The 26762-nt window shown below is 71.7% G+C and carries 25 protein-coding genes; 6 read left to right on the top strand and 19 right to left on the bottom strand.

Annotated elements, in window-relative coordinates:
• Positions 1 to 32: 32 nt before the first annotated feature.
• Genes HNR02_RS18205 through nadA form a run of 4 tightly spaced genes read right to left on the bottom strand, consistent with a single transcriptional unit; the run spans position 33 to position 4829 of the window.
• On the bottom strand, positions 33 to 1313 hold the full coding sequence (locus tag HNR02_RS18205; RefSeq protein WP_179774343.1) for a sensor histidine kinase: 1281 nt from the start codon (positions 1311 to 1313) through the stop codon (positions 33 to 35).
• A 26-nt stretch (positions 1314 to 1339) separates the two neighbouring features.
• The gene (gene nadC, locus HNR02_RS18200) at positions 1340 to 2188 is read right to left on the bottom strand and encodes a carboxylating nicotinate-nucleotide diphosphorylase (RefSeq protein ID WP_179774342.1); all 849 of its coding nucleotides are present in this window, start codon (positions 2186 to 2188) and stop codon (positions 1340 to 1342) included.
• Entirely contained in the window at positions 2185 to 3822 is a 1638-nt protein-coding gene (locus HNR02_RS18195) for an L-aspartate oxidase (RefSeq protein ID WP_179774341.1), read from the bottom strand. Before HNR02_RS18195 ends, nadC begins: the two co-directional genes overlap by 4 nt.
• Positions 3819 to 4829 (bottom strand): quinolinate synthase NadA, encoded by a 1011-nt coding sequence (nadA, locus tag HNR02_RS18190; protein ID WP_179774340.1) that lies wholly within the window; start codon positions 4827 to 4829, stop codon positions 3819 to 3821. The genes HNR02_RS18195 and nadA overlap by 4 nt, the downstream gene beginning before the upstream one ends.
• Positions 4830 to 4906: 77 nt before the next feature.
• Here nadA and HNR02_RS18185 point away from each other — a divergent pair, with 77 nt between their 5' ends.
• From HNR02_RS18185 to HNR02_RS18175, 3 genes are all read left to right on the top strand, one after another.
• On the top strand, positions 4907 to 5578 hold the full coding sequence (locus tag HNR02_RS18185) for an NUDIX hydrolase (protein WP_218913969.1): 672 nt from the start codon (positions 4907 to 4909) through the stop codon (positions 5576 to 5578).
• 44 nt (positions 5579 to 5622) lie between these two features.
• Positions 5623 to 6336 (top strand): LON peptidase substrate-binding domain-containing protein, encoded by a 714-nt coding sequence (locus tag HNR02_RS18180; RefSeq protein WP_179774338.1) that lies wholly within the window; start codon positions 5623 to 5625, stop codon positions 6334 to 6336.
• Positions 6337 to 6578: 242 nt separating this feature from the next.
• Positions 6579 to 6842, top strand: a complete 264-nt coding sequence (locus HNR02_RS18175; protein ID WP_218902951.1) for a WhiB family transcriptional regulator — start codon at positions 6579 to 6581, stop codon at positions 6840 to 6842.
• 73 nt (positions 6843 to 6915) lie between these two features.
• On the opposite strand, the gene HNR02_RS18170 is transcribed toward HNR02_RS18175, so the two are convergent.
• The 8 genes from HNR02_RS18170 to HNR02_RS18140 all read right to left on the bottom strand — a co-directional run bounded on the left by HNR02_RS18170 (position 6916) and on the right by HNR02_RS18140 (position 15414).
• Positions 6916 to 7512 (bottom strand): DUF2567 domain-containing protein, encoded by a 597-nt coding sequence (locus HNR02_RS18170; protein ID WP_179774337.1) that lies wholly within the window; start codon positions 7510 to 7512, stop codon positions 6916 to 6918.
• A gap of 40 nt (positions 7513 to 7552) precedes the next feature.
• Positions 7553 to 7753 (bottom strand): biotin synthase auxiliary protein BsaP, encoded by a 201-nt coding sequence (bsaP, locus tag HNR02_RS35510; RefSeq protein ID WP_312861045.1) that lies wholly within the window; start codon positions 7751 to 7753, stop codon positions 7553 to 7555.
• Positions 7750 to 8766, bottom strand: coding sequence for a biotin synthase BioB (bioB, locus tag HNR02_RS18165; RefSeq protein ID WP_179775984.1), 1017 nt, complete (start codon positions 8764 to 8766; stop codon positions 7750 to 7752). The genes bsaP and bioB overlap by 4 nt, the downstream gene beginning before the upstream one ends.
• A gap of 75 nt (positions 8767 to 8841) precedes the next feature.
• Positions 8842 to 9558 carry a dethiobiotin synthase gene (gene bioD, locus HNR02_RS18160; RefSeq protein WP_179774336.1) on the bottom strand — a complete coding sequence of 239 codons (717 nt, stop codon included), beginning with the start codon at positions 9556 to 9558 and terminating at the stop codon, positions 8842 to 8844.
• A 50-nt stretch (positions 9559 to 9608) separates the two neighbouring features.
• On the bottom strand, positions 9609 to 11912 hold the full coding sequence (locus tag HNR02_RS18155; RefSeq protein ID WP_179774335.1) for a SulP family inorganic anion transporter: 2304 nt from the start codon (positions 11910 to 11912) through the stop codon (positions 9609 to 9611).
• A 315-nt stretch (positions 11913 to 12227) separates the two neighbouring features.
• Positions 12228 to 13508: an adenosylmethionine--8-amino-7-oxononanoate transaminase gene (locus HNR02_RS18150; RefSeq protein ID WP_179774334.1), complete on the bottom strand. Its 1281-nt coding sequence runs from the start codon at positions 13506 to 13508 to the stop codon at positions 12228 to 12230.
• A 45-nt stretch (positions 13509 to 13553) separates the two neighbouring features.
• A complete protein-coding gene (locus HNR02_RS18145) occupies positions 13554 to 14135 on the bottom strand; it encodes a MerR family transcriptional regulator (protein ID WP_179774333.1) in 582 nt (193 codons plus the stop codon).
• Between the two features lie 58 nt (positions 14136 to 14193).
• Positions 14194 to 15414, bottom strand: coding sequence for a cytochrome P450 family protein (locus HNR02_RS18140; RefSeq protein WP_179774332.1), 1221 nt, complete (start codon positions 15412 to 15414; stop codon positions 14194 to 14196).
• Positions 15415 to 15501: 87 nt separating this feature from the next.
• Here HNR02_RS18140 and HNR02_RS18135 point away from each other — a divergent pair, with 87 nt between their 5' ends.
• Positions 15502 to 16131 carry a nucleoside/nucleotide kinase family protein gene (locus HNR02_RS18135; protein WP_179774331.1) on the top strand — a complete coding sequence of 210 codons (630 nt, stop codon included), beginning with the start codon at positions 15502 to 15504 and terminating at the stop codon, positions 16129 to 16131.
• On the opposite strand, the gene HNR02_RS18130 is transcribed toward HNR02_RS18135, so the two are convergent.
• From HNR02_RS18130 to HNR02_RS18115, 4 genes are all read right to left on the bottom strand, one after another.
• Entirely contained in the window at positions 16118 to 17272 is a 1155-nt protein-coding gene (locus HNR02_RS18130; RefSeq protein ID WP_179774330.1) for a glycosyltransferase family 4 protein, read from the bottom strand. The two genes, HNR02_RS18135 and HNR02_RS18130, sit on opposite strands and share 14 nt — an antisense overlap.
• A 309-nt stretch (positions 17273 to 17581) precedes the next feature.
• Positions 17582 to 18637, bottom strand: coding sequence for a C40 family peptidase (locus HNR02_RS18125; RefSeq protein WP_179774329.1), 1056 nt, complete (start codon positions 18635 to 18637; stop codon positions 17582 to 17584).
• Positions 18638 to 19144: 507 nt separating this feature from the next.
• A complete protein-coding gene (locus HNR02_RS18120) occupies positions 19145 to 19375 on the bottom strand; it encodes a hypothetical protein (RefSeq protein WP_179774328.1) in 231 nt (76 codons plus the stop codon).
• Positions 19376 to 19521: 146 nt separating this feature from the next.
• The gene (locus HNR02_RS18115) at positions 19522 to 20892 is read right to left on the bottom strand and encodes an NYN domain-containing protein (protein ID WP_179774327.1); all 1371 of its coding nucleotides are present in this window, start codon (positions 20890 to 20892) and stop codon (positions 19522 to 19524) included.
• 81 nt (positions 20893 to 20973) lie between these two features.
• Between HNR02_RS18115 and HNR02_RS18110 the strand changes: the two genes are divergently transcribed.
• On the top strand, positions 20974 to 22683 hold the full coding sequence (locus HNR02_RS18110; protein ID WP_179774326.1) for a DEDD exonuclease domain-containing protein: 1710 nt from the start codon (positions 20974 to 20976) through the stop codon (positions 22681 to 22683).
• A gap of 53 nt (positions 22684 to 22736) precedes the next feature.
• A complete protein-coding gene (locus HNR02_RS18105) occupies positions 22737 to 23024 on the top strand; it encodes an Lrp/AsnC family transcriptional regulator (protein ID WP_179774325.1) in 288 nt (95 codons plus the stop codon).
• A gap of 58 nt (positions 23025 to 23082) precedes the next feature.
• Here HNR02_RS18105 and qcrB read toward each other — a convergent pair whose 3' ends face one another.
• From qcrB to qcrC, 3 genes are read right to left on the bottom strand one after another with little or no spacing between them, the layout of a single operon-like run.
• A complete protein-coding gene (gene qcrB / locus HNR02_RS18100) occupies positions 23083 to 24756 on the bottom strand; it encodes a cytochrome bc1 complex cytochrome b subunit (RefSeq protein ID WP_179774324.1) in 1674 nt (557 codons plus the stop codon).
• Positions 24753 to 25910 carry a cytochrome bc1 complex Rieske iron-sulfur subunit gene (gene qcrA / locus HNR02_RS18095; RefSeq protein WP_179774323.1) on the bottom strand — a complete coding sequence of 386 codons (1158 nt, stop codon included), beginning with the start codon at positions 25908 to 25910 and terminating at the stop codon, positions 24753 to 24755. Before qcrA ends, qcrB begins: the two co-directional genes overlap by 4 nt.
• Positions 25907 to 26725 carry a cytochrome bc1 complex diheme cytochrome c subunit gene (gene qcrC, locus HNR02_RS18090; RefSeq protein ID WP_179774322.1) on the bottom strand — a complete coding sequence of 273 codons (819 nt, stop codon included), beginning with the start codon at positions 26723 to 26725 and terminating at the stop codon, positions 25907 to 25909. Before qcrC ends, qcrA begins: the two co-directional genes overlap by 4 nt.
• Between the last annotated feature and the right edge of the window lie 37 nt (positions 26726 to 26762).

Raw genomic sequence — 26762 nt, 5'->3', positions numbered from 1 at the left:
GAAGGCGGAGCAGCATCCACCGTTGTCACTGCCTAGCGCGGCACCCACAAGGTGACCCGAGTCCCCCGCCCCGGCTCCGAATCGATCCGGCACCAGCCGCCCGCCTCGGTCAAGCGCGCCCTCATCGACTCGCTCACGCCGAACCCGGCCGGCCGCGCCCCTGCGTCGTATCCGACGCCGTGGTCACGCACCACCACCGCGATTCCCCCGTCGTGCTCGGCCAGGCGCATCACCACCTCGCGCGTCCCGGCGTGCTTGAGTGTGTTGCGCAACGCCTCACGCGTCGCATCGCGGACCGCCGCCCGGCGGGCCTCGCTCAACGTGTCGTCGGCCAGGTCGGACAGCGCCAGTTGCGCGCGCAAGCCTTCCCGCGCCATCTCCGTCGCCAACCCGGTCAGTTCGGTGGCCAGGCTGTCCGGTGTGCTGCCCGGCGTGCCCAGTCCCCGGCGCAGCTCACTGGCCTGCGCCCGGGCCTGCGCGCGCACCTGCTCCAATTGAGCAGCCGAGTCACCCGGACGGCGCATCGCCATCGCTTCGAGCGTCTGCAGCACCGTGTCGTGCAGTGCCCGCTCGGTCCGCGACCGTTCGCCCGCCACCCCGAGCCGCATCCCGATCGCCAGCGCCAGCCGCGTCGCGACCCCCAGCAGCACCAGCGTCCCGGCGGCCACCACCACCGCGACCAGCATCGTGCCGGAGCCGCTGACCAGCGCCGGAACCCACATCGACAGCTGCCCGCCGAGCGCAAGCAACCCCACCTGCACCGGCACCCCGAGCACCACCAGGGCCAGCCCGGCGGGCACACCGCGGCACATCGTCCACAGCCCGACCGTGCCCGTCCAGTTCAGGAACGGCACCCACGACGCCGGCCAGTACAACGGGGCCGGGGCGGCCGCGCTCACCGCCACCCCGGCCACGACCGCGAACACCAGGTCGGCGGCCAGCAGCACCGCCGTCATCCGCCCGCTGCGGTCGGGCACCCGCAGCACCCACGCCAGCCCGGCCAGGTTCGCCAGGACGGCGAACCAGGTCACCGCCGTCACCACCGGAACCGTGCCGTGCGCGGTCACCAGCCACGCCCACGCGATCGGCAGTGTCCCGATCCGGTACACCAGCGGCAGCAGCACGGCATACCGCGTGGCGCGTACCATCAGCGATTCGCGCGGTCCGTCGGTGCTGCTCGCCGCGACCGCGCTCATCCGCTTGATCGCGGACACCGGCTCCGGGTCGTCGATTTCGCCCGGCAGCTCACGAGGCGTCGACGCGAGCACCCCCGCCCCCTTGCGCAGCAGGGTGATCAGGAAATCGGCCGCCATGCCCCGATCCTAGGCCGGGACAGGGCTCAGCGAAGATCCATTCCGAGGTCGAGCGCGGGTGCGGAGTGGGTCAGCGCGCCGACCGCCAGGAAGTCCACGCCGGTCTCGGCGTAGGGACGGGCGTTCGCCAACCGCAACCCTCCGGATGCCTCCAGCCGGGTCTTGGGTGACAGCTCGTCCTTGCGCCGCACGGCTTCCGCGCACTGCTCCGGCGTGAAGTTGTCCAGCAGGACCTCGTCGGCACCCGCGTCGAGGGCCTCGGCGAGCTGGTCCAGCGTGTCCACCTCGACCTCGCACGCGAGCTCCGGCGCGTGCTCACGGGCGGCCGCCAGCGCGGCGGTGACCGATCCCGCGGCGACCACGTGGTTGTCCTTGATGAGCACGGCGTCGCCGAGGCCCATCCGGTGGTTCACCCCGCCGCCACACCGCACCGCGTACTTCTCCAGCAGCCGCAGACCCGGCAACGTCTTGCGGGAATCGCGGATCCCGCACCCGGTACCGTCCACAGCGGACACCCATGCGTTCGTCGCCGTCGCCACCCCCGACAGGTGGCAGAGCAGGTTCAGCGCGGTCCGCTCGGCGGTGAGCAGACCTCGCACCGGCCCGCGCACGACGAGCGCGGGCTGCCCCGCGACGAGCCGGGCGCCGTCCTCCAGCAGGCTGATCACCTCGTATCCGGTGCCCAGCACGGCGTCGAACACCGCGAGCGCCACCGGACCGCCGGCGAGCGTGCCGTCGGCGCGCGGGGTCAGCTCGGCGACCGCGCTCGCCCCGGCCGGGACCGTGGCGGCCGTCGTCGCGTCCGGCCCGTACCGCAGGTCCTCGCCCAGCGCGGTCTCCACGACGCGGCGGACGTCCTCCAGGTCCAGGGTCATGCCACTTCCTCCGTCACCACAGGGTCGGCGAGCACCGGCTGCCCCGAGGGGTTCAGCCGGATGAGCTGGCTGCGCTGCCACCGCACGTCGTCGCGTGCGGGGTGGTCGGCGCGCACGTGGCAGCCGCGGGACTCGGCGCGGTGGGCCGCCGCGGCCAGGAGTGCCTGCGCCACCAGGGTGAGCGCCGCGTCCTCGACGTCGGCGTGCATCCGCAGTGGACGGTCCGATGTCGACAGATCGAGCACGGAACCGGCCACGGCAAGACCTTCGGCGTCCCGGCCGATCGCGGCGTACCGGCTCATCGCGCGCTGCACCGCGTCCCGCTCGGCGATCCGCACCCGCCCCCACGCGGGTGCGACCGCCTGCTTCGGGTCGCCGAGCCGGTCCGCGGCGAGATCCGCGGCCACGGCCCCGGCCGCCGCGCGTCCGGTGACCAGCCCCTCCAGCAGGCTGTTGGACGCCAGCCGGTTCGCGCCGTGCAAACCGGTCCGCGCGACCTCGCCCGCCGCGTACAGCCCGGCGACCCCGGTGCGGCCGTCCGCGCCCGCCACGATCCCGCCGCACGCGAAGTGCGCGGCCGGGCTGACCGGGATGGGATCGCGGGCCGGGTCCACCCCGATCGCGCGGCAGGCCGCGAAGACCGTCGGGAACCGGCGGGCGAACCCGGGAACCGAGGTCGCGTCGAGGAACACGTGGTCGTCGATCCCGCCCGGCGCCGACGCGAGGCGGCGCGTGATCGCACCGGACACGACGTCGCGCGGCGCGAGGTCGCCCAGCGGGTGCACGCCCTGCATCACCGACGCCCCCGCCCCGTCGACGAGCACCGCTCCCTCACCACGAACCGCTTCGGTGACCAGCGGGCACCGGCCGCGGGCGCCCGGCGTGTAGAGCACGGTCGGGTGGAACTGCACGAACTCCAGGTCCGCGGCAACCGCACCGGCCCGCAATGCGAGCGCGACACCGTCGCCCGTCGCGATCTCCGGATTCGACGTGGCCTGGTACAGCTGGCCCATTCCGCCGGTGGCGAGCAGCACCGCGGGCGCCCGCAGCACACCGCGGCGCCCCTCCGGATCGAGGACGGTCACCCCGGCCACGTCACCCCGGGGCGTGCGCAGGGCGTCGACCGCGATGTGCCGCTCCAGTACGGGCAGGCGACGGCCGGTGGCCTCCGCGACGAGCGCCCGCTCGACCTCGGCGCCGGTCGCGTCCCCGCCGGCGTGGATGACCCGGAACGCGCTGTGCCCGCCCTCGCGGGCGCGGGCCAGCCCGTCCGCGCCGGGATCGAACGCCGCACCGGCCGACCGCAGCCAGGACACCGCGCCGGGGCCGCCGGCCAGGATGGCCGCCACCGCGCCGGCGTCGCACAGTCCGGCGCCCGCGAGCAGCGTGTCGTCGACGTGCCGTGCGACGGAATCACCCTCGTCGTGCTCGCCGTCGAGCACCACCGCCACACCGCCCTGGGCCCAGCGCGTGTTGCCGTCCCCGACCGCCGCCTTCGTGACGACCAGGACGCGCAGGCCGAGTTCCCGCGCCCGGATCGCCGCGGTCAGCCCGGCCACTCCGGTGCCGACCACGACCAGATCCGCTGCCGCTTCCCAGTACCAGGTTTTCGTCTGATCGTCGGTAACCGTCATTCGCCGCCGCCCGGCTGCCCGATCTCGATCATCCGCCGCACCGAGGCACGGGCCCTGGCGGCGGTTTCCGGATCCACGTGCACCTCGTCGGCGCCTTCCCGCAACCCGCGCAGCAGCGCGGCGGGCGTGATCATTTTCATGTAGGTGCACGACGCCCGGTCGTTGACCGCGCGGAAGTCGATGCCCGGCGCGGCCTTGCGCAGCTGGTGCAGCATGCCCACCTCGGTGGCCACCAGTACCGACTTCGCCTTGGTGGCGCGGGCTTCGTGCACCATGTCGCCGGTGGACAGGATCTTCACCCGGTCCGCGGGCAGCGTGCCCTCGCCCGCGAGGTAGAGCGCCGAAGTGGCACAGCCGCACTCGGGGTGGATGAACAGGTCCGCGTCCGGGTTCGCGGCGGCGCGATCGGCCAGCTCCGGGCCGTTGATCCCGGCGTGCACGTGGCATTCGCCCGCCCAGATGCGCAGGTTTTCCCGCCCCGTCTTGCGCTTGACGTGCGCGCCGAGGAACTGGTCCGGGCAGAACAGAACCTCACGGTCGGCCGGGATCGAGGCCACCACGTCGACCGCGTTGGACGACGTACAGCAGATGTCGGTCTCCGCCTTGACCTCGGCCGTGGTGTTCACATAGGACACCACCACCGCGCCGGGGTGCTGCGCCTTCCACTCGCGCAACTGAGCGCCCGTGATGGAGTCGGCCAGCGAGCAGCCCGCCCGTGCGTCGGGGATCAGCACCGTCTTCTCCGGCGCCAGGATCTTCGCCGTCTCGGCCATGAAGTGCACGCCGCAGAACACGATGGTCGACGCGTCACTGGCGGCGGCGATCCGGGACAGCGCGAGGGAGTCCCCGGTGTGGTCGGCGATGTCCTGGATCGCCGGCGCCTGGTAGTTGTGCGCCAGCAGCACGGCATCCCGCTCCCGCGCCAGCGTGCGCACCTCTTCCGCCCACGCCTCGTCCGGCTCGACACCGCCGAACGGGGTCAGGTCCTGCACAGTTGCTGCAGTCATCGGCCCTCCTGGACCCGTCGCTGGTTTTCGCCTTATAATCGAAAACCGTGCGAAGCCATATTAACAGCAGCGCCCCACTGGCACACGAGGTTTTGGCGGCGGTACTTCAAGTGCGTTCCGCCACACTGCAGGTCCTGCTGTGGCGCCGCGCGCTGGATCCGCACGTCGGACGCTGGTCGCTGCCCGGCGGGCGGCTCCGGCCGGACGAGGACGTGGAAACCTCGATCCGCCGCCAGCTCGCGGAAAAGGTCGACATCCGCCAGCTGACCCACGTCGAACAGCTGGCCGTGTTCAGCGCACCCGACCGCGTGCCCGGACCACGCGTGGTCGCCACCGCCTTCCTCGGGCTGGTCCCCTCCGGTGTCGACCCGGAAGTGCCCGAGGACACCCGCTGGCACCCGGTCGCCGACCTGCCGCGTACCGCGTTCGACCACCACGACATCGTGGTGCGCGCCCGCGATCGCCTGCGCTCCAAGCTGTCCTACACCAACGTCGGCTTCGCGCTCGCGCCCCGCGAATTCACGATCTCGGCCCTGCGCGAGCTGTACTCCGCGGCGCTGGGCTACAAGGTCGACGCCACGAACCTGCAGCGCGTGCTGTCCCGGCGCGGACTGCTGTCCCCCACCGGCGACACCGCGCCGTCCGGCCGCACCGGAGGGCGCCCCGCCGCGCTGTTCTCCTTCACCGGGAACGGCATCGAAGTGACGGACCCGTTCGCGGTGTTCCGCCCGCCGCCCCGGCGACGCTGAACCGACGGAGAGCGAGAACCACCGGATCGACGTACCGTGTATCCGTGGATGCGGAGCGGCAGGAAAGCGTGACAGAGACCATTCCCCTCTTCCCGCTGCAGACCGTTCTGCTGCCCGGCGCGACGTTGCCACTGCACCTGTTCGAGCCGCGCTACCGCCAGCTCGCGGTCGACCTGATGACCGGCACGGTGCCGGACCGGCGGTTCGGGATCATCGCGATGAGGTCCTCCGGCGTGCGTGAGGTCGAGTCCCCCGACCACGTGCACGCGATCGGCTGCACGGCCCTGCTCGGCGACAGCGAACGGCTGCCCGACGGCCGCTTCGACATCGTCACCCGCGGCGAGCGGCGCTTCCGCCTGCTCGAAATCGACAACGGCCGCGCCCCGTACCTCGTCGGCACCGTCCAATGGGTCGACGACGCCCCGTTGCCGGACGGCGCCGGACGCGCCGTGGAGGGCCTGCGCGACGCGGCGCTCTCCGCGCACGCCGCGTACTGCGACGCCGCGTGGCACCGCGACAGCTGGCCGGTCCCCGGTCCGGAGACCGGCCCCGGACCGCTGTCCTACCTCCTGGCCGCCGACTGCCTGCTGCCGCTGGGCGACCGGCAGCGGCTGCTGGAGGAGACGCAGCCGCTGCGCCGCCTGCGGATGGTGAGCCGGGTGCTGCGGCGGGAGGCGGGCTTCCTCAGCAAGCTGCGTGCCGTGCCCGCTCCCCCACCCGAGCTGATCCAGCTGGGACTGCCCGCCAGTCTGAACTGAGACGCTGGCCACAACGTTTCCGCAGGTCGCCGGGAACATCGATCTTCCTGGTATCGTTGGACCTTCGGCGCTGGCAACAGCCCCTGCCACCAGCCCGCCGGATCAACGCGTGTGATCCGAGCCCGGCGTGGCAACCCCAGACAAGCGGCAAGAACCAGATGGGCACTTCTGCGCGCTCATCCCCTTGCCGGTGCCTGGAGCGCCGGCGACAACACGCAAACGAAGGAAGGAGGCGGCACGCCATGAGCCGTGACGCGATCAACTGGCACGCTCGTGCCGCCTGCCGGGACGAGGACCCTGAACTGTTCTTCCCCGTGTCCGAGATGGGCCCGGGCGCCCGGCAGGTCGCACGGGCCAAGGCGGTGTGCGCAAGCTGTCCGGTGCGCGCCGAATGCCTGGCCTACGCACTGGACGCCGGTCTCGACAACGGCATCTTCGGCGGCACCACCGAGCAGGAGCGGCGGAGCCTGATCCGCCAGTCCCGCCGGCGCGCCGAGGTGGCCTGAGACACCTGAACCACGGAAACGGCCGGGACCCCGCGAGGGTCCCGGCCGTTTCGCGTGTTTGCCCGAAGTGTGCTCAGCCCAGTCGGCGGCCCAGGTCGTCACGGCCGTTCCAGCCCGCGAGCAGGCCGTACACCAGCGCCGTGGCCAGCGGCTGCGTCACCAGGACCCACATCGACTCGATGCGCGGAGCACGCGCGATCACGTCACCGACGGCGGGTGTGGTGGTGACGGCGTAGTGGCTATTGGCGAACGCGACGCCGATCTGGGTGCCGAGCCACGCGGCGAGCAGCCCGCCCAGCACGGCGGCGACCAGCACCACCGGTCCTCGCCGCTCCCGCAGCATCCAGACCCCGACGCCCGTGACCAGGCCCGCGGCGAAACCCAGCAGCGCGTAGACCGCCAGACCGTCGAAGCGGTGCCAGCTCTCCAGCTGCAGTGGGATGAGCTGCCCGGCGTCGAACACGCGCACGTGCTCGGCGGGCGCGAGGCGCGACCAGAGCCACCCCAGTGGGATGCCGACCACACCGATCAGCGACAGCACGCTGACCGCGGGCAGCAGGTCGGCCTTCACGATGACGCGCGGGCGCGGGGGCCTGCGCGTGAACAGGACGGCAGGCAGCTCCGGGCCGCGTGCTCCCGGTGTGGTCCGCACGGGCGACGAGTCGGCCACCGCGCCCCCTTCCGTTCCGCGTGATCGCAACGGACCGAGGTTAGCCGGTCTCCTCACTCGTGTACGCACCGTGTCGGCTGCATCGCGCGTCCCAGCCCATCGGGGTCACCTGGACGACCATCCGGCGGGCGCAGGCGGCGCAGAACCGAGGCGGTTCCAGCGCCGTGCGCGAGGTGCGGCAGGGCGCGTGCTCGCCGTCGTCCGCGGCACGGCCACAGTGGACGCAGAACGGCGCGGTCACAACGTCTCGCTCAGCGCCTTCACCGGCATCCGCAGGTCACGCAGCATGTCCAGGTCCTGCCGCGCCGGGCGGCCGAGGTTGGTCAGGTAATTGCCGACGATGATCGCGTTGATACCGCCGAGCATGCCCTGCTCGGCGCCGAGGTCGCCGAGCGTCAGCTCGCGCCCGCCCGCGAAGCGCAGCATCGTCCGCGGCATCGCGAGGCGGAACGCCGCCACGGTCCGCAATGCGTCGCGACCCTCGACGATGTCGAAGTCCTCGTAGGGGGTGCCCGGCTGCGGGATGAGGAAGTTCACCGGCACTTCGTGCGGGCGGAGCTCGGCGAGCTGCACGGCGAACTCGGCGCGCTGCTCGACGGTCTCGCCCATCCCGATGATGCCGCCACAGCACACCTCCATGCCCGCCGCGGCCACCATCCGCAACGTCTCCCACCGCTCCTCCCACGAGTGCGTGGTGACGACCGCCGGGAAGTGCGAACGCGCGGTCTCCAGGTTGTGGTTGTACCGGTGCACACCCATCGCGACCAGCTCGTCGACCTGCTCCCGCGTCAGCATGCCCAGCGAGCAGGCGATCCGGATGTCGTTGCCGTCGGCGCGGATGGCGTCGATGCCCTCGCGCACCTGGGACAGCAGGCGGGAGTCCGGGCCGCGCACCGCGGCGACGATGCAGAACTCGGTCGCCCCGGTCTCCACGGTCTGCCGCGCCGCCTTGACCAGGCCCGGGATGTCCAGCCACGCGGAACGCACCGGCGAGGGGAACCGGCCGGACTGCGAACAGAAGTGACAGTCCTCGGGGCAGCCGCCGGTCTTCAGGCTGACGATGCCCTCGACCTCCACCTCCGGCCCGCACCAGCGCATCCGCACCTCGTGGGCGAGGGCGAGCAGATCCGGCAGGTGCTCGTCCGGCAGCCGCAGCACGGCCAGCACCTGCTCCTGCGACAGTCCCTCGCCGCGGTCGAGCACCTGCTCGCGCGCCTGCGCGAGGACGCCGGTCCGTCCGGGGGCTGCGGTCATCGCGGTCTCCTCCTCGTGGTGGTCGGCGCTCATGGTGCCGGAGTGCGACCGTCCGCGATGCGACGCACGTCACGTCTACGTGGACAGGCCCTTCTCGAACCGGTCCGCGTCGAAGTCGCCGCCGAACCAGGGCGACACGGCGGCCCTGGCCGTCTCCAGGAACGCGGCCCGGTCCAGGCTTCCCGCGCCGGCCGGCAGCGCGCCGAGCAGCGGTGCCCCGGCGGCGACGGGCAGGTCGGAGACGTTGCACAGCGCGGCGAGGCCGGGTTTCTCCGGCCACGAGCCGATCACCACGCCGAGCACGTTCAGCCCGCGCGCGGTCGCCACCTCGGCGGTCAGTGCCGTCGCGTTCAAGGTGCCGAGCCCGGCCTCCGCGACCACGAGCAGCGGAGCGGACAACGCCCACGCGACGTCGGCCAGGGTGGCGCCGTCGGCGTCGAACCGGACCAGCAGGCCGCCCGCGCCCTCGACGACCACCAGATCGTGGGTCTGGTCCAGCTCGCTCGCCGCCCGCGCGGCCTCCACCGGCCCCACCGGCGCGATCCCGCTGCGCCGCGCGGCGACGTCGGGCGCGAGCGGGTCGGGGTACCGGCGCAGCTCGCGCGTCGTGACATCGCCTGCCAGGCGAACCACCTCGGCCACGTCACCCGGCTCGTCCGGCCCCACGCCGGTCTGCGCGGGTTTCAGCACCGCGACCCGCTGACCGTCGTCGCGCGCGAGCGCGACGACGGCCGCTGTCACCGCGGTCTTGCCGACGCCGGTTCCGGTCCCGGTCACCACCAGCACGCTCACGGGATCCGACAGTAATACCGGCGCCGGCTGACCGGCTTTCCGGCGTCTGACTAGGGAGTCACGATCCGGTTGCCCTCCTGCCGCACGGCCACGGTCCCGCCGGCCGACACGAACGCGTCCGCCTCCGGGTCGTAGAGGTGCACCCGCGCGTCGCCCACCTGGAAGTACATGCCCACCAGGTCGAGCTCGCCGCGTGCCTCGGCGGCCGCGACCGACGGGTACTCCCGCAACCGGTCCAGCTGCTCCAGCACGTTGTGCAGCGCCAGCTGGTCGGCCTCCGAGGCGGGCAGCGACTCCCCGATCCGGATCGGCGCGTGCGACTCGGCCCGCGCCAGGCTCGGCTCCGCATGCCTGAGCCAGGACCGCAAGGCGGGCGCACCCTCCGGCGCACCGCCCAGGAGCGCCTTCATCGCGCCACACGAGGAATGCCCGCACACCACGATCTCGCGCACCTTGAGCACGTCGACCGCGAACTCGACCGCGGCGCCGATCGAGGTGTCCGAACCGTCCGCGCAGGTCGCGTGGTCGGGCACCAGATTGCCGATGTTGCGCACCGTGAACAGGTCGCCCGGCCCGCTGCTGGTGATCAGGTTCGGCACGATCCGCGCGTCACCGCAGGTGATGAACAGCGTCTCCGGGTTCTGCGTGTCGGCCAGCTTGCCCAGGATCGGCCGGACCAGCTCCGAGGTGCGGCGCTCGAACTCCACCATGCCCCTGCGCATGGAGCTGTCCCGTGGCGCGCGCTGCTCGGGCACCTCGGCCGGGGTCTCCTCCGATGCCCGCTGCCAGTCCGACCACGGCGCGAACCAGCGCGGCACGATCCGCTGGGCCCTGCCCTTGTGCACGGTCGGCTCACCGGCCTTGCCGCGCTCGAACCACGGGTGCCCGATCTCGTCCACGATCACCTGACCACCGGCTTCCTCGTGGGAGTGCTGCCAGGCCGACAGCGTGTCGAACGCGGCGTGGTCGAGGTAGTCCACGACGAGTTCGAGCGTCACCGTCGTCCCCCGCGGGATGCCGCCGAGAACCGTGGTCAGGCGCGGGATCGAGAGCGCGGACAACGCACCCTCCACGACGACGCGCCACTTGTCGCCATCCCGTTCGGCGTGGATGCCGGACCACAGCAGCCTGCGCAGCATCATCAGCGCCGCCACCGCGACACCGATCAGGACACCGGAGAGCAGGTCGATCGCCACGACACCGGTCAGGGTGACCAGGTAGACGGGCAGGTCACCGTGCTTGAGCACCTGCTTGATGTGGTTGAGGTTGACCAGTTTCGCGCCGACGTGCACGAGCAGGCCGGCGAGCGCGGCGAGCGGGATGTTGCGCAGCAGCCCGGCCAGCACGGCGACGAACAGCAGCACCCACAGTCCGTGCAGCACCGCGGAGGCACGCGTGCGGGCTCCACTTTGGACGTTGGTGGAGCTGCGCACGATCACGCCGGTGACCGGCAGACCGCCCAGCGAACCCGAGACCATGTTCGCCGAGCCCTGGCCGATCAGTTCGCGGTTGAGGTTGGCACGGCGGCCGGTGTGCATCTTGTCCACGGCCACGGCGGAGAGCAGGCTCTCGACGCTCGCGACCAGCGCGATGGTGACGACCGCGACGCCGAAGTCGAACCAGCCGGTATCCGGGAAGTCCGGCACGAAGCCCAGGTCCAGCACGTTGCCCGGAACGTCCACCCTGGACACGTTCATGTCCAGCACCAGCGACAGCACGGTGACGGCCACGATCGCGGCCAGCGGACCGGGCACCTTGCGCACCGCGGCGGGCAGCTTGCCCCACGCCAGCAGGATGCCGATGGTGATCAGGCCGATCAGCGTGGCGGGACCGTGCGGGTCGAGGATCTGCGCGGGCAGCTGCAGCAGGTTGTCGACCGGCGAGCTCTGCGCGCTGCCGCCGAGGACGATGTGGAGCTGCGCCAGCACGATCGTGACACCGATACCCGCCAGCATGCCGTGCACGATGGCGGGCGACAGGGCCAGCGCGGCGCGCGCGATCCGGCTCAGCCCGAGCAGGATCTGCAGCCCGCCTGCCAGCACGGTGATGGCACAGGTGGCGGCCCAGCCGAACTCGTTGATCGTCTCCGCCATGATCACGGTCAGCCCGGCCGCGGGGCCACTGACCTGCAGCGCGGACCCGCCGAGCGCACCCGCGACGATGCCACCGACGATCGCGGCGATCAGGCCGGCGACGATGGGCGCGCCCGAGGCGAGCGCGATGCCCAGCGACAGCGGGATCGCGACCAGGAAGACGACCAGCGAGGCCGGGACGTCGTGGCGGAGGTTGTCCAGCGCGGACCGCCACGAGCGGGGCGGAGCGTGCTCACGCTCCTGGGCAGAGTTGTCAATCATTCACGCCTCCGGTGAGGTGCCAGCAAGTGAGGGATGCAGCGGGCAGGACCGGCCCCAGTGACGGCCCGTAGCTCCAGAGATACCGAAGAGTGCCGCAAATGTCCGGTATGCAAAGAAATTCTCACGTCTTGTTCACAAAGGGTCATCACAGATGCGTGATCATGTGACAAAAACGTTCCATCAGTGTGCGTGACCCAGGTCACCACAACGTCGGAAGAGCGACCGGAAAGACGACCAACGGTAGTCAGGCGTGCGCGCAGTGGCTTCGCTCACACCGGATCGGGTGAAATATTCACGGTGGCGGCTATCTGACTCTCAGGCCACCCGCGCGACGGCGATCATCGCCTCGGCGACCGCCCCGATCTCCGCCGCCGAGCAGGGGTACGGCGGCATCGCGTAGACCAGATCGCGAAACGGCCGCAGCCACACCCCGGCTTCGACCGCCGCCGCGGTCGCCTTCGCCATATCCACCGCGTGGTCCAGCTGGATCACGCCGATCGCGCCCAGCACCCGGACATCGGTGACGGCCTCGATCCGCGACGCGGGAGCGAGCCCGGCCCGCAGGCCCGCCTCGATACCACGCACCTCGGCCCGCCAGTCCCGGCTGAGCAGCAGGTCGACCGACGCTCCCGCGACCGCCGCCGCGAGCGGGTTGCCCATGAACGTCGGGCCGTGCGCGAGCACCGGAACCGCGCCCCGCGAGATGCCTTCGGCGACCCGTGGCGTGCACAGGGTCGCCGCCATCGTGAGGTAACCGCCGGTGAGCGCCTTGCCGAGGCACAGCACGTCCGGGGTCACCTGTGCGTGGTCCGCGGCGAACAACGCACCGGTGCGGCCGAAGCCGGTCGCGATCTCGTCGAAGATCAGCAGGACGTCGTGGACCTCGGTCAGCTCGCGCAGCGCCCGCAGGTAGCCGGGATGGTGGAAGCGCATACCGCCGGCGCCCTGCACGACGGGTTCGACGATCACCGCGGCCAGCTCACCGGCGTGCCGTTCGATCGCCGCGGCCAGCGTGTCCAGATAGGACCGCCGCGGCGGGGTGCCGAATCCGGACGGTGGCGCGGGCACGAACACCTGCTCCGGGAGGATCCCTCGCCACAGCGAGTGCATGCCGCCGTCGGGGTCGCACACGCTCATCGGGTGGAAGGTGTCGCCGTGGTAGCCGCCGCGCCAGGTCAGCAGGCGGCGTTTCGCCGGACGGCCCGCCGAGCGCCAGTACTGGACGGCCGTCTTGATCGCGATCTCGACCGAGACCGAGCCGGAGTCGCACAGGAAGACGTGTTCCAGCCCGGGCGGGGTCAGCTCGACCAGCTTCGTGGCGAGCCGGACCGCGGGCTCGTGGGTGAGGCCGCCGAACATGACGTGACTCATCCGGCTCGCCTGAGCCGCGAGCGCGGCGTCGAGCGCCGGGTGGCGGTAGCCGTGAATGGCTGCCCACCAGGACGACATGCCGTCGATCAGCTCGCGGCCGTCGTGCAGCTTCAGGCGAACCCCGGCGGCCTCTTCGACCAGCAGGGGCGGCACTCGACCCGGCATCGGGCCGTACGGGTGCCACACGTGCCGCCCGTCGAGGGCGAGCAACTCTGCCGGGTCCACGGGCTCACGGTAGGCCGACCCCGGCGGCGGTGGAGGTGGCCTGCGCTACACCGTGAACACCCGCTGCGACGCCTGCGCGTGCGCCAGCCGCCGGAGCGCCGCCTGCAACGCGTCACCCAGCACCGTGCCCACCACGGCGCCCTCGGCCACCACCTCCGTGGCGCCCAGCTTCGCCACCGCCGTCACATCCGCCTCGGCGACGGCGTCCGCGGACTCGGCATAGGAGTCCAGCGCGTCGAGCACCCACTCGTGCCCGACCCGGCGCAGCGCGCACAGCACGCCGACCAGCGACTCCACCACCCGCGAACCCGGGTGCACCTCCCAGCCCCGCTTACGGGCGACCTCCTCGATCCGGCCCAGCGCCCACGCGCGGTCCTCCTCGGTCACCTCCTGCGTGACCATCGGCAGACCGTGCTGGGCCAGGCCGAGGATGTCGTGCGTCGAGGTGCCTGGGTCGCCGATCTCCAGCAGCGCCCGCACCAGCTTCGGCCGCCGCACATGCACCGCGCTGTAACGCGCCTGGTTCGGGCTGGTCAGCTCGCCGGGCGGAAGCAGTCCTTCGCGCTGGTAGTACTTGATCGTCGCGACCGGAACACCCGACTCCCGGCTCAGCTCCGCCATCCGCATCCGGCGTTCCTTTCGGTGGGCACACCTCCTGGCGGATAGTGCAACTACCCACTTCGCCTCAGCCGAGGACCACCGGCAGCGTGTTCAGACCGTGCACCAGCGTGCTCTCGCGCCAGCGCAACTCATCCGGATCGCCGTCCAGCTCGATCACCGGGAAGCGGTCCAGCAGGCGGCCCAGGGCCACCTCGGCTTCCAGCCGGGCCAGCGGCGCGCCCACGCAGTAGTGGATGCCGTGCCCGAAGGCCAGATGCCCGCCCGCCGGACGGGTCACGTCGAGGCGGTCCGGGTCGTCGAAACGGTCGCCGTCCCGGTTGGCGCCGACCAGCGACACCATCACGAACTCGTTCGCCGGGATCTCCACCTCCCCGATCGCCACCGGTTCGGCGGTGAACCGCAGGGTCGCGATGTTGATCGGCCCCTCGAACCGCAGGAACTCCTCGACCGCGCCGGGAAGCAGCGACGGGTCCGCGCGCAGCGCGGCGAGCTGGTCCGGATGCCGCAGCAGCGCCAGCACGCTGTTGCCGATCAGGTTCACCGTCGTCTCGTGACCGGCCACCAGCAGCAGGAACGCCATCGCGACGAGCTCCTCGTGCGAGAGCTGGTCGCCCTCATCCGAGACGTGCACCAGATCGGACAGCAGGTCCTGCGTCGGCGCGGCTCGCTTGGCCTCGACCAGGTCCGTGAGGTACTTCGCCATCGAGCGGGCCGCGCCGTGGAAGTCCTCCTGCGGCCCCGAGTTGAGCAGCGTGTTCGACCACTCGCGGAACTCGCCGCGCTCGGACTCGGGGATGCCGAGCAGCTCGCAGATCACCGTGATCGGCAGCGGATAGGCGAACGCGTCCAGCAGGTCGGCCCTGCCCTGCCCGGACAGGGCGTCCAGCAGCTCGTCGGTGATCTCCTCGATGCGCGAGCGCATCCGGGCCACGGTGCGCGCGGTGAACGCCTTGTTGACCAGCTTCCGCAACCGCGTGTGGTCCGGCGGGTCGCTGTTGAGCATGTGGTAGCGCAACAAAGCTCCCGACGGGTCCGGTCCGGCGTCGCCGCCGATCGCCGTGATGCGGGCCTGGAACAGCTCCTGGATCCGGTTGGCGTCCTTGCTCAGCCGTGGGTCGGCGAGCAGCGCCTTGGCCTCGGTGTAGCCCGAGACCAGCCACACGCGCTGGCCGTGCGGCATGATCGCCGGACGCACCGGCCCGTCCTCCCGCAGCTTGCGGTAGAGGGCGTGCGGGTCCTGCATGATGTCCTCGTCGAGGCTGATGGGTTCGTCCACCACGCGCATTCGTGGTCCTCCCAGTGACGGCGTCCTCTGACACCTCGTCAACGGATCACGAACGCGATTGGTGCCCGGTCGGGCAGGATGGGAATCGTGCGTTACCGGCCCATCACCTTCGAACGCCTCGCGGCCGAGCTGACCGAACGGGTGCTCGCGATGCCCCAGCCGTGGGTGCGCGTCGCCGTCGACGGGCCGGTGGACACCGCCGGGCCTGCCGACGCCCTGGTCGGCCCGTTGCGCGTGGGTGGCCGCGCGGTCCAACGGGTGTCCACTGTGGATTTCCTGCGCCCGGCGTCGCTGCGGTTCGAGTACGGCCGTGAGAACCCGGACTCCCGCTACTGGTCCTGGCTCGACGAAGGCGCGCTGCGCCGTGAGGTGCTGGACCCGCTGGGACACAACGGGAGCGGCAAGGTTCTGCCCGCGCTGTGGGACGCGGAGCGGGACCGGGCCACGCGCAGCGAGCGGGTCGAGCTGCCCGCGCCGGGAGTGCTGATCGCCGACGGCGAGATGTTGCTCGGGCGTGGTCTGCCGTTCGAGCTGACCGTGCACCTGCAGCTGTCACCGGGCGCGCTGCGGCGGCGCCTGCCGGAGGACGAGCACTGGGCGCTGGAGGCGTTCGAGCGGTACGAGGAGGAGGTGCGGCCCGCGGACTTCGCCGACGTCGTGGTGCGCGCCGACGATCCGCGCCACCCCGCCGTGCTCGAACGGGTCAGGAAGCCGTGACGGGTTCGCCGCCGAGGAACGTGCGCAGACGGGCGCCCAGCAGGTCCCAGCGCCAGTGCCCGGTCGCCCACTCCCGGCCGGCGGCGCCCATCTTGCGCGCCCGCGCCGGGTCGGTGAGCAGCGGAACGAGCGTTTCCGCGAGCTGGTGCACGTCGCGGCCGTCGACGACGTGGCCGGTCACCTCGTCCAGCACCGTCTCCGGCGCCCCGCCCGAGTTGCCCGCGACGACCGGCAGCCCGGTGGCCGACGCCTCCAGGTAGACGATCCCGAGCCCCTCCACGTCGAGGCCCTTGCCGCGGGTGCGCGCGGGCATCGCGAAGACGTCGCCCGCCGCGTAGTGCGCCGGCAGTTCCGGCCACGGCACCGAGCCGGTGAAGACGACGTCGGCCGCCACGCCCAGTTCGTCGGCGAGCTTTTCGAGCGACTTCCGGTACGGGCCACCGCCGACCAGCAGCAGCGCGACGTCGGGGACGCGGCGGCGCAGCTCGGGCAGGGCGTGGATGAGCATGTCCTGGCCCTTGCGCGGCACCAGACGGGACACGCACACGACGGTCGGGCGGTCCCCGAGCCCGTGCCGGGCGCGGATCTCGTCGCGCGCCGCGTCATCGGGCTTGAACACGTCCGGGTCGACGCCGGGCGGCAGCAGCTCCAGCCCGGCGGACGGGCCGAACGCGGAGGCGAACCGGCCGCGGGTGTACTTGCTGACGTAGGTGATCACGTCGGTGGTGTCCCCGATGCGACGCAGCGCCTGACGCGCCACCGGCAGCATCGACCAGCCCACCTCGTGACCGTGGGTGCTCGCGACGACCCATTCCGCCCCGGCGGCCCGCAGCGGCTGCGCGAGCAGCGCCAGCGGCGCGGCGGCGCCGAACCATACGGCCTGGCAGTCGTGGGCGCGCATGATGTCCTTCGCGCGGCCCAGCACGTCCGGGGTGGGCAGCATGAGCGACGTCGGGTGGCGCACCACCTCGAACGGCGCGGCGGCGTCGAACTCCGGATGCGATCCGGACGGCTTCTCCCAGGACGGCGCGTAGACGACGAGCTGGTCCGACGGCAGCAGGCGCGCGAAGGAGTTCAGGTAGTTCTGGATTCCCCCGGGCCGCGGCGGGAAGTCGTTGGTGACCAGCAGCGTCCGAAGCACGCGCTGGAGACTACTGGACCCCCGGCGCGGCTGAGGCCCCAGCCTCGGCCCACCCAACGCCGCACCACCACGGGCCAACACGGCGCCCCCAACAGCCAACACACCGCCCCCAACGGCCAACACGCCGAGCGGCCGTGTTGGCCGCTCTCGGCGGCGAGTTGGCCGCTCCCGGCGGCGAGTTGGCCACTCCCGGCGCCGTGTTGGCCGCTCCCGGCGGCGAGTTGGCCGCTCCCGGCGATTCTGGCCGGGAAAGCGGCAGGGGCGGCACCGGCGAACCGGTACCGCCCCTGACGAGGGTGCTGTGTGAGATCAGCTGACAGCCACGCGCCGTGCGGACACGTAGTTGTTCTGCAGCGGCGAGATCTTCACGACGTCCCCGGTCTCGGGGGCGTGGACCATCTTGCCGTCGCCGAGGTAGAGCCCGACGTGGTGGATCGGCGAACCGAAGAACACCAGGTCACCGGGCTGCAGCTGGGACCGCGAGACCGCGACGCCTGCCGACGCCTGCGACTGGCTGGTGCGGGGCAACGTGATCCCCGCGGCCTTGTACGCGTACAGCGTCAGGCCCGAGCAGTCGAACGTGCTGGGGCCCGTGTCGCCCCACCCGTACGCGCTGCCGAGCTTGCTCAGCGCGACGTCGATCGCCTTCTGGGCGGCCGCCGTCGGGGCGGGCACGTTCGGCGCCGAGCCACCGGTGTCCTTCTGCGACGCCCGCTCGGACGCGGACAGCCGCTGACGGACCTCGTTCAGCTGGTCGAGCTGGGTGTTCAGAGCGTCCTGCCGCGCGTGCAGGTCGTTCAGCAGTTTCGCCGCCGCGTCGGTGGCGGCCTGCGACCGCGCCTGCGCGTCGGCGGCCGCCGTCTGAGCGGAGGCGGCGGCCTGGATCGCGTTGTTGTACTCCGACAGCGCCTTGTTCTTCTCGTCGGCGAGCACCTCCAGAGCGGAGGAGCGCTCCAGGAAGTCCTGCGCCGAGGTGCCGTTCAGCAACGCGGACAGCTTGTTGAACTGCATGCCGCCGACGAACGAGGCGTCCGCGAACTGGTCGACGACACCCTGGTACTGGTCCTTGGCGGTCAGCGCCTGCTGACCGGCCGTGGTGGCGACCGCCAGGTCGTTGTTGGCCCGGTCGAGATCGGCCTGCTTGGCGTCGAGGTCGGCCTGCGCCTGCATGGCCTCCTGGTTCAGCTGCTCGGCCTGAGCGGCGAGCTGCCGGTACTGCGCCAGGGCGTCCGCGGAGGTGGTGGGCTGCTGGGGGGCGGGGATGGGGACCGCGCCGGCCGGAGCCGTGGGGAGACCTCCGACCGCGAGTACCGCGGCGGCGGCCAGGGCTCCTGCGACCACGCGCTTGATGGGTTGCGACTGCACGCCGCGCGTGTCTCCTTTGCACTCATGCCGCCTGCCTGCCGCAGCGCGGGAGGTCGGGGGACCCTCCACGCGGAACCGGGCACGGGTGGACACAAACACCCGAGCCGGCCTACGGCGGTGACCCGGCACGTCCAGAGGCAGGGGGTAATGCATCTGGGTGCGTACGCGGGTCCGGCACAGCTCCCCGACAAGCTGGTTCCGGCGGCAATCTCGCGTCGCCGCCACGGGTGCGACGGCTGCCGGGCGCGAGATCTCGGCCAGGTTACGAAACCACCGCCTCCGCGTCCACCAGGCACCGGGTAAAAACTTTCCGTAACCACCTCCGACCCCGTTCGGACCAGCAGTTCCCTCACGAGTGTGACCAGCGCAACAACCAGCAGGGTCATGACTACTGACCGTTTGTCGACGAAAGCGACCGCTTGTCGCGTTCGGCGTGTCGCCCTTTCCGCGCGGGACTCCCGGCCACTCCGGCCACCACCCGCCGTACCTCCCGGGTGAAGACCCGCGTCAGCCCGCCCGCCGCTCGGGCAGGCGGACGTGCGGCCGCCGCCCCCGGGTCGCCAGCCGCACCGGCGGCACCAGCCCGGCGTCGGCGAGCAACTCGACCGCGGCGAGTTCCTGATCGTCGAGTTCGACCACCGGCGGCGGGTCGACCACGGCGCTCAGCACGCACTCCCCGCACGCCCGGCCACGCAGCGCGCAGCGGTTGCAGTCGATGATCACGGTGTTGTCGTGCATTTTCCGGCTCCTCGCAGTCCGTCCGATCTTGCTGGGATGCACGGTACGAGTGACCACCGACAATTTCGGGATCGTGTATCGAACGAATGGACCAATGACGCAGTAAAAACCCGCTGACCAGCGAAAACGTGCCAGAAAAAAGTTCTTCAGACCCGTCCCAGACGGGCCAGCAACACCGCCGAGGCCACCGGATGCGCCCCGGACCGGCGCACCGAATCCGCCACCCCGCGGTCGGTCGAGGCGACCACCAGCGGCCGTCCCTCGGGCTCGGCACCGACCAGCGACCGGATGACGTCGTCCGCGATCACCCCGGGGTCGGAGAACAGCACGCGCACGCCACGCGCGCTCACCGTCGGCACCGACAACACCTCCGCCCCGTCGAACACGACCGTGACCTCCGCGCCCGTCCGCGCCGCGAGCGCGCCGAGCTGCTGGACCAGCCGGTTGCGCTGATCCGCCAGCGTCAGCTCCGGGTAGCCGGTCTTGGTGACGTTGTAGCCGTCGACGATCAGGTGGACGCTGGGCAGCGCGAGCAACCTGTCCAGCACCGCCGGGTCCCGCACCTGCCGTCCCGCGCCGGTGCCCGGCGTGGCGCCGTGCACGGAGTCCGCGGGCCGCCGGGAGCTGGTGTCCAGCGACAGTTCCCGTCGCAGGCCCGAGACCGCACCCTGCAGGGTGTCCACGAGCAGCGAAAGCCGGACCTCGTCCGCCTCGCGTGCCTCCTTCGCGGACTGGCGCGCGATCTCCGCGTCCGCCGTCGCGCGCTCGGCCCTGGTCCGCTCGGCCGCGGCTCGCTGGCGCTCACGCTCCAGCTGAGCGGTCACGGCGGCGACCTCCTCGGCACGCTTCACGTCGGCGCCCGCGAGCCGTTCACGCGCCTGCTCAGCCATGTCCTTGGCCGTCCGCAGCTGCGTGCCCTGCTCGCGGAGCCGGTTGCGGAGCTTGGTCAGCTCGTCCTCGCGTTCCTGCCGCGCCCCCTCGACCGCCGCCAGCGCCTCGGCCAGCTCGTCGCGCACGCGGGCCAGCTCGGCCTCCAGACGCTGGCTGCGCGCCACCGCCGCGTCCCGCTCGGCCCGCAGCGCCGTCTCCGCCGCGTTCTTGACCACCAGCCGCACCCGGGTGGCGGCACTCGACTCCCCCAGCAGGACCGCCGCCACCGCCGCGGCGACCGGGTCCGGGACGTTGGGGTCGAGCGCGTCGGGCCGGTACTCGCGCACCCACTCCAGGACGGCGGTGCGGAACGCGGTGGAGTCCTCCAGTGTCGTGAGCAACGCCGCACCGCCGAGCTTGGCCCGTTTCGCCGGCGCGAACTTCGCCACGGGCCGCAACTGCTGCGGGATGTCGATGCGCGGGATCTTCCCCAGTGCCTCCGCCGCCAGCTCGGCGAGCCGCGCGCGCACCGGCTCGGGCAGTTCGCGCCAGGTCACGGACTTCCCGTCCGCTTCCGCGCCCGTGCCCGCCGAGGCGGCCCGGAGACCGGGGTCTTCGGGCTCTTCGGCGTGCACTGAGGGGAACATCCATCCAGGGTAGTCCGCTTCGGTAACGATCACCGGTCGCGCCGCCCGGGATTGTCGGTCCCCCTCCCTAAGGTGCCGATCATGCAACTGGCGGACCGCGCGCAACTGACCTTCGACGAGCTCGGCACGCCGCTACGGGAGGCCACGTTCGTGGTGTTCGACCTGGAGACCACCGGCACCAAGCCGGGCCAGGACGGGATCACCGAGATCGGGGCGGTCAAGGTGCGCGGCGGTGAGGTGCTGGGTGAGTTCGCCACCCTCGTCGACCCCGGCGCGCCGATCCCACCGCAGATCGTCGCCCTCACCGGCATCACCACGACGATGCTGCACGACGCGCCCCGCATCGACCGGGTGCTGCCCGCTTTCCTCGAGTTCGCGGCAGGCGCCGTGCTGGTCGCCCACAACGCGCCGTTCGACACGTCGTTCCTGCGCGCGGCGTGCCTGCACCACGGCTATCCCTGGCCGAAACCGGCCGTCGTGTGCACGGTGCGGCTCGCGCGCCGGGTGCTGACGCGGCAGGACAGCCCGAGCTTCCGGCTGTCCGCGCTGGCCGCCCTGTTCGGGTCGCCGGTCACGCCGAACCACCGCGCGCTGGAGGACGCCCGCGCCACCGTCCACGTGCTGCACGCACTGCTGGAGCGCGTCGGCAACGTGGGCGTGCAGTCGCTGGAGGAGCTGCTCGACTACCTGCCCGAGGTGACGCCGGCGCAACGGCGCAAACGCGGGATGGCGGCCGACCTGCCGGAGCGGCCGGGCGTGTACCTGTTCCGCGGCCCCGGCGACGAGGTGCTCTACGTCGGCACGGCCCGCAACCTGCGCCGCCGGGTGCGGCAGTACTTCACCGGTTCCGAGAGCCGCGGCCGCATCCGGGAGATGGTCGCGCTCGCCGACCGGGTGGACGGCATCGAGTGCAGCCACGCGCTGGAGGCCCAGATCCGTGAGCTGCGGCTGCTGGCGGCGCACCGACCGTCGTACAACCGGCGTTCGAAGAACCCGCGCAAGTCGTGGTGGATCGTGCTGACCGACGAGGCGTTCCCGCGCCTGTCGGTGGTGCGGCTGCCCAAGGACGGCGCGCTCGGTCCGTTCTCGTCGCAGATGACGGCCAAGATCGCCGCGGACGCCCTGGCGAGCGCCACCGGCCTGCGCACCTGCACGCAACGGATCTCCGCGCACGCGCCATCCGGCAGACCGTGCGCGCTGGCGGAGCTGGGCCGCTGCGGGGCGCCGTGCGCGGGACGGCAGAGCGTCGAAGAGTACTTCCCGAGCGTGGACGCGATCGTCGACCTGGTCTCGGGGCGGGGCACCGGTCCGCTGGACTCGGCGCGACGCCAGCTCGACGAGCTGTCCGGTGCCGAGCACTTCGAACAGGCGGCCCGGCGGCGGGACGAGCTGGCTGTCCTCGTGCGCGCGGTCGACCGCGCGCACCGGCTGTCCGCGCTCGCCGCGATCCCCGAGATGGTCGCGGCCTCCCCGGACGGCGACCGGGGCTGGGAGTTCGCGGTGATCCGGCACGGCCGGCTCGCCTCGGCTGGCGTGGCGCGGCGCGGAGTGCCACCGATGCCGGTGGTCGAGCAGCTGGTGGCCGCGGCCGAAACCGTCGAGCCGGGGCCTGGCCCGCTGTACGGGGCGCCCGCTGAGGAGACCTCGATCCTGCTGCGCTGGCTCACGCGGCCCGGCGTCCGGCTGGTCCGGACGGCGGTGCCGTGGTCCGAGCCCGCCCGCGGCGCGGGGCCGTGGCGCGGGTGGCTGGAGCAGGTCACCACCGCGGTTTCGCTCGAACAGGCCGTCTGATCGCGCGGGGAGCTACGATCGCCGCGCTACCCATTCACGCGAGGAGGACGCGAGTGATCACCGCGATCGTGCTGGTTCACGCCGTGGCGGACAGCATCCCGGAGACAGCGCAGGCGATCGCCGACATCGACGGTGTGGCGGAGGTGTACTCGTGCGCCGGCGACGTCGATCTGATTGCGATCGTGCGCGTGCACGCCCACGAGGAACTCGCCGACCTCATCCCGGCGAAGATCGGCAAGGTCACCGGGGTGATCGACACCGACACGCACATCGCGTTCCGGTCCTATTCGACCGCCGACACCGAATCGGCGTTCGCGATCGGTGTCGAGGACGCCGACTGACCCACGCACGGCGAAGGGCCCCGGAATCGCGCCGGGGCCCTTCGCCGTGATCGTGTGACTACTGGTCGGGCGTCGTCCAGCCCGCAGGCACCTCGCCCTTGGACGGGACCTCGCCGTTGCCGTGCCCGTTGCCGTGGTGGCCATCGCCGCGGGCGCGGTCGAGCGCCGCGGTCTCCTCGGCCGGGTCCGGCGCCAGCATCGTGCCCGGCACCGCGCGTCCGGCCGCGCCGAGCTTGTTCATCTTCTTCGGCACCGCCGAACCCTGGTACTCCAGCGGAACGGCGTGGCCGTGGCTGTCCACCCCGCCCAGCGGCTGGTGGATCTCGATGAACTCACCGTGCGGCAGGCGCTTGATGATGCCCGTCTCGATGCCGTGCTCCAGCACCTCACGGTCGGCCCGCTGGAGGCCGAGGCAGATCCGGTAGGTGATGAAGTACGCCAGCGGCGGCACCACCAGGATCCCGATCCGGCCCGCCCACGTCGTCGCGTTCAGCGAGATCATGAACTTGTCCGCGATGATGTCGTTGAACCCGGACAGCTCGATGATCATGAAGAACGACAGCGCCATCATGCCGATCGAGGTACGGACCGGCGCGTCACGCGGGCGCTGGAGCAGGTTGTGGTGAGCGGTGTCGCCGGACAGCTTCCGTTCGAGGAACGGGTACCCGATGAGCAGGGCGAACAGCACCGGCATCCAGACCGCACCGGCGAAGAACACCGCCGGGACCGTGTAGTTGCCCAGGTAGAGCTCCCACGCGGGGAAGATCCGCAGCAGACCGTCCGCCCACGCCAGGTACCAGTCCGGCTGCGAACCCGCGGACACCTGCCCCGGGTTGTACGGCCCCAGGTTCCAGATCGGGTTGATCTGGAAGACACCCGCCATGATCGCCAGGACACCGGTGACGATGACGAAGAACGCCCCGGCCTTCGCGGCGAACACCGGCACGATCCGGACGCCGACGACGTTGGTCTCCTTGCGCCGCACACCCGGGAACTGGGTGTGCTTCTGGTACCAGACCAGCGCCAGGTGCACACCGACCAGCGCCAGCATGATGCCCGGCAGCAGCAGGATGTGCAGCGTGTACATGCGCGGCACGATCTCGTCGCCGGGGAACTCCCCGCCGAACAGCGCCCAGTGCAGCCAGGTGCCCATGACCGGCACCGAGAGCACGATCCCCGACAGGGTGGCGCGGATACCGGTGCCGGAGAGCAGGTCGTCCGGCAGCGAGTAGCCGAAGAAGCCCTCGAACATGCCCAGGATCAGCAGCAGCGCGCCGACGATCCAGTTGGCCTCGCGCGGGCGGCGGAACGCTCCGGTGAAGAAGATCCGGAACATGTGCACCATCATCGCCGCGACGAACACCAGCGCGGCCCAGTGGTGCAGCTGGCGGACGAAGAGACCACCGCGGACCTCGAACGAGATCTCCAGGGTCGTCTGGAACGCGCGGGACATCTCGACGCCCTGCAGGTTCTTGAACGGCCCGTTGTAGACGACCTCGGTCATCGACGGATCGAAGAACAGGGTCAGGTAGACACCCGTGATGAGCACGACGATGAAGCTGTAGAGCGCGATCTCACCGAGCAGGAACGACCAGTGGGTCGGGAAGACCTTGTTCATCTGGTGCCGCAGGCCCTTGGCCAGGCGGTACCGCTGGTCGGCGTTGTTCGCGGCCTCGGCGGCCTGCCGTTCCAGGAGGTTGGAACCCCTCGTCGGCGTGGTCAGTGAACTCATGACTTGCGCTCCCAGTAAGCGGGGCCGACGGGCTCGATGAAGTCGCCCCGCGCCACGAAGTATCCCTCATCGTTGACCGTGATGGGCAACTGTGCAAGTGCCCGCGTCGCCGGGCCGAAGATGGGCTTCGCGTAGTGCAGGGCGTCGAACTGCGACTGGTGGCACGGGCAGAGGATCCGGTTGGTCCGCTGCTCGTACAGCGAGGTCGGGCAGCCGACGTGGCTGCAGATCTTCGTGTAGGCGTAGTAGTCGCCGAAGTTGAAGTCTTCCTGGCCCTCGCGCTTGACCACCCGCTGGGCGTCCTCCGGCCGCAGGCGGATCAGCATGACCGGGCTGTCCGCCCGCATGAAGATCCCGGCCAGCGCCTCGTGGTCCTCGCGGTCGGTCTCGCGGAACGGGTAGACCGTCTCCATGCCGCCCGCGTCCAGGTCCTCCGGGCGGAGCAGGACGACCTCGTCCGACTTGCCGGTGTAGCGGCGCAGGTAGACGACCTCACCGGGGTGCTCCGGCTTCCACGGGGTGTGGGCCAGGTTGTCCTTCGAGTCCGGGTCCGCCCACGGGTTCTTGATGAACGAGGCGACCGGGAGTGCGACCAGGCCCAGCCCCATCACACCGGCGCCGAGGCCCGCGGTGCGCTTGACCAGCGAGCGGCGGGCGATCGTGCTGCGGTTGCCCGCGTCGGCGAGCTGCGCGACGATCGTCTTGCGGTCGATCTCGGCCGAGCCCTTGCCGTCGCCGTCGTGCCGCTCCTGCACCGCGAGCTCACTCGGGATGAACCGCTTGGTGTAGAGCAGCACGCCGATGCCCAGCGCGAGGATCGACAGGCCGAGCGTGAAGCCCAGCACCGGGGTGTAGAGCGCGTACTTCTCGTACTCACCGGTGTCCGGAGCCCTGTACTCCCACCACTCCGGCCAGCAGATGGTGACCAGGAAGCCCAGTCCGGCCAGCGCGGCGATGGTGAACCACAGCGCGATGACGCGCTCGGCGCGCTTCTCGGCGCGGGTGCCCTTGACGGGCCACGGTTCCGGGTAGTCGACGATCTCGACGCCGTCGAGCTTGGTGCCCAGCTGGACCAGCTGGTCACGGTCCATCTCGGCCAGTTCGGCCTCGGACGGCTGCGCGGTTTCGCGCCCCGGGGTGTCTGCGCTGCTCATGCCCTCGATCCAATCCACAAAGTCACGCCGACGATCGCGCCGATGCCGACGATCCACGCGACGAGCGCCTCGGAGGCCGGGCCGAGCCCGCCCAGGCCCAGACCGCCCGGGTTGTTGTTCCCGTCGGACACGGACTTGACGTAGGCGACGATGTCCTCCTTCTCCTCCGGCGTGAGCTGCCGGTCGGAGAATTTCGGCATGTTCTGCGGACCAGTGAGCATCGCGGTGTAGATCTGCTCCTCGCTGGCCGGTCCCAGCTCCGGCGCGAACTTCCCGGCCGAGAGGGCGCCGCCCTGGCCGGTGAAGTTGTGGCACGACGCGCAGTTGAGGCGGAACAGCTCGCCACCGCGCGCCGGGTTGTCCCCGCGCAGCGCCTCACCGGACTCGGCGGGCCGCTCCGGGCCGCCGCCGTTGGCCTGGACGTAGGCGCCGACGGCGTCGATCTCCTCCGGGGTCAGCTTCGGCGGCTTCCGCTCGGCCTGGGCCTCCTGGCGCACGGCGGGCATCCGGCCGGACGAGGTCTGGAAGTACACGGCCGCGTCGCCGACGCCGATCAGGCTCGGCCCGCGGTCCTCCACGCCCTGCAGGTTCGACCCGTGGCAGCTGATGCAGCTGTTGTTGTAGACCTGCTGGCCCAGGCGCAGCTGCGCGGGCTCGTCCTGCGCCTGCGCGGTCTGCGGCTGCGGCACCAGGAGCGCGTAGCCCAGTCCGGCGCCGACCAGCGCCACACCGAGCGCCAGCGCGCCCGCGAGGCGGCGGCGCAGCTTGGTGCGGGCACCGAAGCGGCGCCTGGAGGAATTCTTGCTGGTGGTCATTCTTCGGCAACCCTTGCTGTCAGTTCAGGCCGCTGGG

The organism is Amycolatopsis endophytica (genome assembly GCF_013410405.1).
In the GTDB taxonomy this organism is placed as follows: Bacteria; Actinomycetota; Actinomycetes; order Mycobacteriales; family Pseudonocardiaceae; genus Amycolatopsis_E; species Amycolatopsis_E endophytica.
The sequence above is the reverse complement of the archived record's forward strand: the minus strand, read 5'-3'. Positions and strand labels throughout refer to the sequence as shown.

What these genes read in the sequence shown, in the direction of transcription:
- HNR02_RS18205 (WP_179774343.1), bottom strand. Translation starts at nt 1,313, where the DNA reads ATGGCGGCCGATTTCCTGATCACCCTGCTGCGCAAGGGGGCGGGGGTG.
- nadC (WP_179774342.1), bottom strand. Translation starts at nt 2,188, where the DNA reads ATGACCCTGGACCTGGAGGACGTCCGCCGCGTCGTGGAGACCGCGCTG.
- HNR02_RS18195 (WP_179774341.1), bottom strand. Translation starts at nt 3,822, where the DNA reads ATGACGGTTACCGACGATCAGACGAAAACCTGGTACTGGGAAGCGGCA.
- nadA (WP_179774340.1), bottom strand. Translation starts at nt 4,829, where the DNA reads ATGACTGCAGCAACTGTGCAGGACCTGACCCCGTTCGGCGGTGTCGAG.
- HNR02_RS18175 (WP_218902951.1), top strand. Translation starts at nt 6,579, where the DNA reads ATGAGCCGTGACGCGATCAACTGGCACGCTCGTGCCGCCTGCCGGGAC.
- bioB (WP_179775984.1), bottom strand. Translation starts at nt 8,766, where the DNA reads ATGACCGCAGCCCCCGGACGGACCGGCGTCCTCGCGCAGGCGCGCGAG.
- HNR02_RS18155 (WP_179774335.1), bottom strand. Translation starts at nt 11,912, where the DNA reads ATGATTGACAACTCTGCCCAGGAGCGTGAGCACGCTCCGCCCCGCTCG.
- HNR02_RS18145 (WP_179774333.1), bottom strand. Translation starts at nt 14,135, where the DNA reads ATGCGGATGGCGGAGCTGAGCCGGGAGTCGGGTGTTCCGGTCGCGACG.
- HNR02_RS18140 (WP_179774332.1), bottom strand. Translation starts at nt 15,414, where the DNA reads ATGCGCGTGGTGGACGAACCCATCAGCCTCGACGAGGACATCATGCAG.
- HNR02_RS18120 (WP_179774328.1), bottom strand. Translation starts at nt 19,375, where the DNA reads ATGCACGACAACACCGTGATCATCGACTGCAACCGCTGCGCGCTGCGT.
- HNR02_RS18115 (WP_179774327.1), bottom strand. Translation starts at nt 20,892, where the DNA reads ATGTTCCCCTCAGTGCACGCCGAAGAGCCCGAAGACCCCGGTCTCCGG.
- HNR02_RS18110 (WP_179774326.1), top strand. Translation starts at nt 20,974, where the DNA reads ATGCAACTGGCGGACCGCGCGCAACTGACCTTCGACGAGCTCGGCACG.
- qcrB (WP_179774324.1), bottom strand. Translation starts at nt 24,756, where the DNA reads ATGAGTTCACTGACCACGCCGACGAGGGGTTCCAACCTCCTGGAACGG.
- qcrA (WP_179774323.1), bottom strand. Translation starts at nt 25,910, where the DNA reads ATGAGCAGCGCAGACACCCCGGGGCGCGAAACCGCGCAGCCGTCCGAG.
- qcrC (WP_179774322.1), bottom strand. Translation starts at nt 26,725, where the DNA reads ATGACCACCAGCAAGAATTCCTCCAGGCGCCGCTTCGGTGCCCGCACC.